This window comes from Rhodococcus sp. IEGM 1302 (assembly GCF_030056935.1).
Classification (GTDB): Bacteria; Actinomycetota; Actinomycetes; order Mycobacteriales; family Mycobacteriaceae; genus Rhodococcus_F; species Rhodococcus_F qingshengii.
In genome coordinates, this window is record NZ_JASHKY010000024.1 from 60,902 (window position 1) to 67,117 (window position 6,216).

At 63.2% G+C, this 6,216-nt stretch carries 6 protein-coding genes; 4 read left to right on the forward strand and 2 right to left on the reverse strand.

Features of this window, described 5'->3' with window-relative positions:
* The first annotated feature begins 8 nt into the window (after nt 1-8).
* On the forward strand, nt 9-689 hold the full coding sequence (locus QM609_RS23965) for a 3'-5' exonuclease (RefSeq protein WP_050656424.1): 681 nt from the start codon (nt 9-11) through the stop codon (nt 687-689).
* Nucleotides 690-717: 28 nt separating this feature from the next.
* Here QM609_RS23965 and QM609_RS23970 read toward each other — a convergent pair whose 3' ends face one another.
* Both QM609_RS23970 and QM609_RS23975 read right to left on the reverse strand, forming a co-directional pair.
* A complete protein-coding gene (locus QM609_RS23970) occupies nt 718-2,145 on the reverse strand; it encodes an amidase (RefSeq protein ID WP_050656423.1) in 1,428 nt (475 codons plus the stop codon).
* A gap of 115 nt (nt 2,146-2,260) precedes the next feature.
* Nucleotides 2,261-3,127: a helix-turn-helix transcriptional regulator gene (locus tag QM609_RS23975; RefSeq protein WP_042452756.1), complete on the reverse strand. Its 867-nt coding sequence runs from the start codon at nt 3,125-3,127 to the stop codon at nt 2,261-2,263.
* Nucleotides 3,128-3,258: 131 nt separating this feature from the next.
* Here QM609_RS23975 and QM609_RS23980 point away from each other — a divergent pair, with 131 nt between their 5' ends.
* The 3 genes from QM609_RS23980 to QM609_RS23990 all read left to right on the forward strand — a co-directional run.
* Complete coding sequence (locus QM609_RS23980) at nt 3,259-4,863, forward strand: acyl--CoA ligase family protein (RefSeq protein WP_030535166.1); 1,605 nt, start codon at nt 3,259-3,261, stop codon at nt 4,861-4,863.
* A 28-nt stretch (nt 4,864-4,891) separates the two neighbouring features.
* Nucleotides 4,892-5,584 (forward strand): TetR family transcriptional regulator, encoded by a 693-nt coding sequence (locus QM609_RS23985; RefSeq protein ID WP_003939674.1) that lies wholly within the window; start codon nt 4,892-4,894, stop codon nt 5,582-5,584.
* A gap of 159 nt (nt 5,585-5,743) precedes the next feature.
* A partial coding sequence (locus QM609_RS23990) for an acyl-CoA dehydrogenase family protein (protein ID WP_283337538.1) occupies nt 5,744-6,216 on the forward strand: 473 nt, incomplete at its 3' end.

Genomic DNA, 6,216 nt, shown 5'->3' on the forward strand with positions numbered 1-6,216 from the left:
GGCCCCCGATGAGTAGCTGGTCCGATCGCCCGATCTGCGCGTTCGACCTCGAGACCACGGGGCGGGATCCGTCGACCGCTCGTATCGTCAGTGCCTGCGTCGCGGTGATCGACGGTTCGAGTGTCGAAACACGCACGTGGCTACTCGATCCCGGCGTCGAGATCCCCGCCGGCGCCTCGGATATTCACGGCATCAGCACCGAGTTCGCGGCGCAACACGGCCAGGATTATTCCGAGGGCTACGAAGAGATTCGCGAGGCTCTGCACAATTCCTGGGCGCGCGATCACGCCGTCGTGGCGTTCAATGCCTCCTATGATCTGACGGTCATGCATGCCGAGGGTCTGCGCATCGGCAAGCCTGCATTCGTTCCGGGGTTGGTGATCGATCCGTACGTGATCGATCGGGCGATGGATACGTTCCGCAAGGGCAAGCGAACGCTTGCGGCCGTATGCGAGCACTACGGAATTTCATTGGAGTCGGCGCACGAAGCCGAGGCCGATGCCAAAGCTGCGGCAGCGTTGGCCCGCGAGTTGGCCGTGCGGTTCCCCGACATCCTGGGGCTCGATCTCATGGTCGATCAAGCCGATTGGCACGCCGAGCGGCAACGCGATTTCGCCGAGTACCTTCTCAGCCAAGGGAGGGACGTGGCAGATGTGAACGGCCAGTGGCCGATTCGCATCATCGCCTGACGTCCTCCCCGGCTCGGACGACCGCGCGCTACGCCGGGACCGGCGGCCACACCGGCGCAATGGACCACGGACGGGCTGTTTCGAGCTGCGACGCAACCTGAATCAGCAGATCTTCACGGCCGAACGCGCCGACCAACTGCACGCCGATCGGAACGCCGGCCGAGTCATGACCCATCGGCAAGGAAATCGCCGGCTGACCTGAACTGTTGAACGGACTGGTCAAGCCGCTGTACCCGGCCGAATGCTCCCAGATCGACATAGGATTCGCCGTATCGAGCAGACCGAGCGGAGCTGCCGGCCGAGCCATCGTCGGAGTCAGCAACAGGTCGTGATCGACAAAGAACGCACCGATCACCTGGGCGGCCCGCTCGAGTTCCTGCAGCGCCTTGACGACGTTCGTCGCACTTTCGGACTTCGCGCGGTCGTAGATCATCCGCGCCATCGGCTCGAGGTCGTCGTCGCGGATCGCGCGGTTCAGGGCGTCGAGTCGTTCGTCGACCTCGATCGTCATCGGAATGCCCATCAACACCGACAGCCCGGCAGTGAGCGCATCGAGCGGAAAGTTCGGGGCACTCTCGGTGACATCGTGACCGAGTTCTTCGAGCAGGCCGGCAACACAGGTCGCGACGGCCGAGCACTCCGGGTCCACCGGTGTGCCGTCAGGAAGAGCGTTACTCAGACCGATCCGCAACCGTCCGGGATCGGCACCCACTTCCTCGATGTACGGCCGCTTCGGCGCCAGGATCACGTAAGGATCGCCCACTGTCGGCCCGGCGGACAGATCGAGAAGCAGCGCAGTGTCGCGGACACTTCGGGTGAGCGCGTGATGAACACTCATCGGCGACGAGAAGAGCGTGCGCGCCGGTGCCGTCGGAGTACGTCCTCGGCTCGGCTTGAGGCCTACCAGGCCGCAGGCCGATGCGGGAATACGGATCGATCCACCACCGTCGCTGGCATGCCCGCCTGGCACGATCCCGACGGCAACAGCTACAGCCGTGCCACCCGAAGATCCGCCGGGCGAACGATCAAGGGCGTAAGGGTTACGGGTGGGTCCGAACAGCGCAGGTTCGGTACTCGCGTTCTTGCCGAACTCCGGGGTGTTCGTCTTGCCGATGACAACCAGACCAGCCTGGCGGTAGCGCTCGACGAGCGTCGAATCTTTTTCTGCCACAGCGTCGGCGAACAATCGAGATCCATTGGTGCTCGGCAATCCTGCGACGTCCATGCCGAGGTCTTTGATCACGAACGGGACGCCCTGCAGTGGACCATCCGGCAGGCCGCCTGATACCTCGTTGCGCGCTTCCTCTCGGCGCTCACTGATCACCGCGTTGACTGCCGGGTTGCGCTCGTCGAGCCTGTCCAGACTGAACTCGAGGACTTCCTTGGCGGAGACGTCGCCGCTCTTGATCGCTTCGGCCAGGCCGGTCATGTCGTTGTTGTCGAACAAATCCTGCATCGATGCCCTCATCACTCGTGTCGAACTCTGCCGATAGTGAGGTCCGTCATATCAACCGGAGTGGCGACGCAGTTCCGAAATTCCGCTTGGCGGGACCGATCAGAGAATCAAGCCCTCACAGAATCAAACCTTGCCGCCGCGCTTCCACGACCGCTTCGTGACGACTGCGGACGTCGAGTTTTCCCATCAGATTCCTCATGTACGTCTTGATCGTTTCGACGCTCAGGGACAACCTCTCGGCGATCTCGGCATTGCGCAGTCCGAGAGCGACGTACCCCATCACCTCCCGCTCGCGTGGCGACAGGACAACGGTGTTCGCGACTGGAGTGTTCGCGGAAGGTTTCGGCGACGCCAACGACCGCAACTTTGCCTCGACCGCGAGGACCTGCGCGCTGAGAGCCATGTCCTCGAGGTTCGCCGCGATCTCGCCGAGCGCCAGGACGCTCTCGGTCAACCCTTCGGATATCTGGGCATCGCGGTTCGAACCATGTTCCACCGCAGCGGTATCGAGCATCGCCACCCGACGATCCACTTCGTCGCGAATCTCGAATTCTCGGGCCAACGCGTACGACGATCGCATCATCGTCTCGGCGATCACGTCGCCGATCGGCAGGTTGGCACGCAGTCCTCCGTAGATCGCTCCGCGAGTAACCCCGCGAACGACGATCGGGACTGCCATCAAGGATTCGATCGCTTCGGTGCCCACTTCGTAGTCGTAGTCGTGAGTGATGTGCGACGAGTTCGCGTAGTCCTGGACCGCGCCCGGTCGTTGTTCTGCGATCGCCCGACCGCCGAGTCCGCATTCGGCGTCGATCCGCAGGTTTCGCAGGATGTTGCTGCGCGTGCCGACGTGACCGGTGATGGTCAGCGACCGGTCGCTGACGCAGCCGCCGAACAGAACCGGCAACTCGGTTTTGGGGTGCAGCCGACGCAGTTCGGCGCGCAACGCGTCGTCGTCGCTCGGTCTCAGTACCCTGCTCACTCTCACCTCCACGTACCCAATTCAGAGGGTAGCGGCACCTTTGGCTGGGCAATAGCGTGCATCCAGGCCATTTGTAGTGCCGATCACACTTATCGTGACACCAACCGTGCCACGTCGCCTTCGGAGGAACCGTGTCTGTCCCGACAGCTGTCGCAGCCAACAACACCCCGCTCAGTCCGCTGCGCTTTCTCGAGCGCAGCGCCGCGGTGTTCCCCGAGCGCACCGCCGTCGTTCACGGCGACCGGACCTACTCGTACCGAGAGTTCGGTGACGAGGTCGCGGCTCTGGCCCGCGTCCTGCGTGAACGCATTCAGCCCGGTGACCGCGTTGCATACCTGGCGCCGAACGTACCCGAGATGCTGTTCGCGCATTTTGCCGTCCCCCTCGCCGGCGGGGTCCTGATCGCCCTGAACTCACGCCTCGCCGGTCCCGAACTCGAATACATTCTCGATCACTCGGGAACCACGATCCTGTTCGTGGACTCCGAATTCGTCGGTTCGGTCACCTCGTCCAAGGCAAACGTGGGGAGCCTGCGTGAGATCGTCGAGATCCCGGACTCCACCGTCCCCTATCCGGACGTTCCCACCGGAATCGTCACCGGGCAGTACGCCGATCTGATTGCCGAAGGCGAAGCTCTCTCCGATCAGCCACTGCACTGGGGCGTCGACGACGAGCAGCAGTGCATCGCCATCAACTACACCTCGGGTACCACCGGAAAACCCAAGGGCGTCATGTACTCCCACCGCGGGGCGTACCTGAACTCGCTCGGCGAGACATTCCACAACGGCTTCGACGGAGCGACGAAGTATCTGTGGACACTGCCGATGTTCCACTGCAACGGGTGGTGCACGCCGTGGGCCGTCACTCAGGCCGCGGGCACACACATCTGCCTGCGCGCGGTCCGCGCCGATGCGATCTGGGACGCCATCGACAATCTGGGCGTGACACATCTGTGCGGCGCTCCTACCGTCTGCTCCACCATCGCCGACGCAGACCAGGCCCACAAGGTCGACGCCTTGCGCATCACCACCGCCGGCGCTCCCCCGTCACCGACGATCATCGGAAAACTCGAAGACATCGGTGTCACCGTCGTTCACGTCTACGGCCTCACCGAGGTATACGGCCCCTACACGATCTGCGAATACCAGGAAGCCTGGGACGACAAGCCGCAGTCCGAGCGCGCCGCACTTCTCTCTCGTCAGGGAGTCGGCATGGTGCAGGCCGAAAATGCTCGCGTTGTCGATGCCGAGATGAACGACGTCCCCGCCGACGGCCAGACCATGGGTGAGATCGTGCTCCGCGGCAACAACGTGATGCTCGGGTACTACCGCGACGAGGCCGCGACAGCCGAAGCATTTGCCGGTGGTTGGTTCCATTCCGGCGACCTCGGCGTCATGCATCCCGACGGATACATCCAGCTCAAGGACCGCGCGAAGGACATCATCATCTCCGGCGGCGAGAACATCTCCACCGTCGAGGTGGAGCAGGCGATCATGAGTCACCCCGCGGTGATCGACGTGGCAGTCGTCGGCGTTCCGGACGAGAAGTGGGGCGAGCGCCCGAAGGCATTCGTGGTGCTGGGCAAGGGATTACAGGCATCCGCCGAAGACATCGTCGAGCACACCCGCACTTTGCTGGCCGGGTACAAGGTTCCCCGCGACATCGTCTTCCCGCTCGACCTTCCTCGCACCCCCACCGGCAAGGTTCTCAAGTTCCAGCTACGCGCCGACAACTGACGCCGACGAAACCTGGATACTTGCATCCATGACCGAGCGCTCCGATGTACCCGGAACTGACCCCGCACAGTTTCGGGTACACGTCGCGTCTCAAGCGATCCGGTTGTTCTCGGAGAACGGGTACGAAGCCACCACCGTCGAGCAGATCGCCGCTGCCGCCGGTGTGTCGCGTCGGACGTTCTTCCGGCAGTTCCGCTCCAAGGAAGACGTGATCTTCGCCGATCACGAGTCCCTCCTCGAACACGTCGCAGAGTTCCTCGCGTCCGATTCCGCCGACCCCTGGGCGTCCGTGTGCGAGGCCGCGGGACTGGTCTTCGATTTCTTCCGCAGGAACCGAGACCTGTCGATGCGGCGATACCGCGTCGTACAGCATGTTCCGGCTCTTCGCGACCGCGAACTCGTCACCGGATTCCGCTACGAGCGCCTCTTCGTCGACTACCTGCGCAGCGCTGTGCCCCGCGAGCCTGTCCTCGAGGTTGTCGGTTTTGCCGCAGCTGTCACCGCGTGCCACAACTACCTCTTGCGAAGCATGATCAAAGGCGACGAGGACGCCACAGCTGATGCACTAAGTCAGGCATTGCTCGACGTTCGGCGGACATACGGCGTGGCACCCGGGTCCAAGACCAGCACGCCAGAATCGAAGTCCGTGCTGGTAGTAGCCTTTCCCCCGGGCACGTCCGCTGATGAGATCAGCAGAAAAATCCACGAACAACTCGGCTGACACTGCTCGTGCACCGAAACTTCACACACCCATCCCTTGACCTGGCACTCAGTGCCGTGTTTGACTGGGGTCATGGGCACCGGTCTGTCCGCGAATCTCGCTGGTAACGCCGGAGCCGCACCGACCGCCTTCAAGCCACCTTCACCAAGGAGCGTTCCCATGGCAGGAAACCCGGATTTCAATCTCTTCGCACTGAACGAAGAGCACGACGAACTGCGGGCTGCTATCCGCGGACTCTCCGAGAAGGAAATCGCGCCGTACGCCAAGGACGTCGACGAGAACGCACGTTTCCCCGAGGAAGCGCTCACCGCTCTCAACGCGTCCGGCTTCAACGCCATCCACGTTCCCGAGGCTTACGACGGCCAGGGCGCCGATTCCGTCGCCACCTGCATCGTCATCGAGGAAGTCGCCCGCGTCTGTGGCTCCTCCTCGCTGATCCCCGCTGTGAACAAGCTCGGCACCATGGGCCTGATCCTCAAGGGTTCCGAAGAGCTCAAGTCCAAGGTGCTCCCGGACCTCGTCAACGGCGGAATGGCGTCGTACGCACTGTCCGAGCGTGAAGCCGGATCCGACGCCGCTTCGATGCGTACCCGCGCAAAGGCTGACGGCGACGACTGGATCCTCAACGGCTC

Bases quoted from the DNA above. Each gene is read 5' to 3' on its own strand.
- QM609_RS23965 (WP_050656424.1), top strand. From the start codon at position 9: ATGAGTAGCTGGTCCGATCGCCCGATCTGCGCGTTCGACCTCGAGACC.
- QM609_RS23970 (WP_050656423.1), bottom strand. From the start codon at position 2,145: ATGCAGGATTTGTTCGACAACAACGACATGACCGGCCTGGCCGAAGCG.
- QM609_RS23985 (WP_003939674.1), top strand. From the start codon at position 4,892: ATGACCGAGCGCTCCGATGTACCCGGAACTGACCCCGCACAGTTTCGG.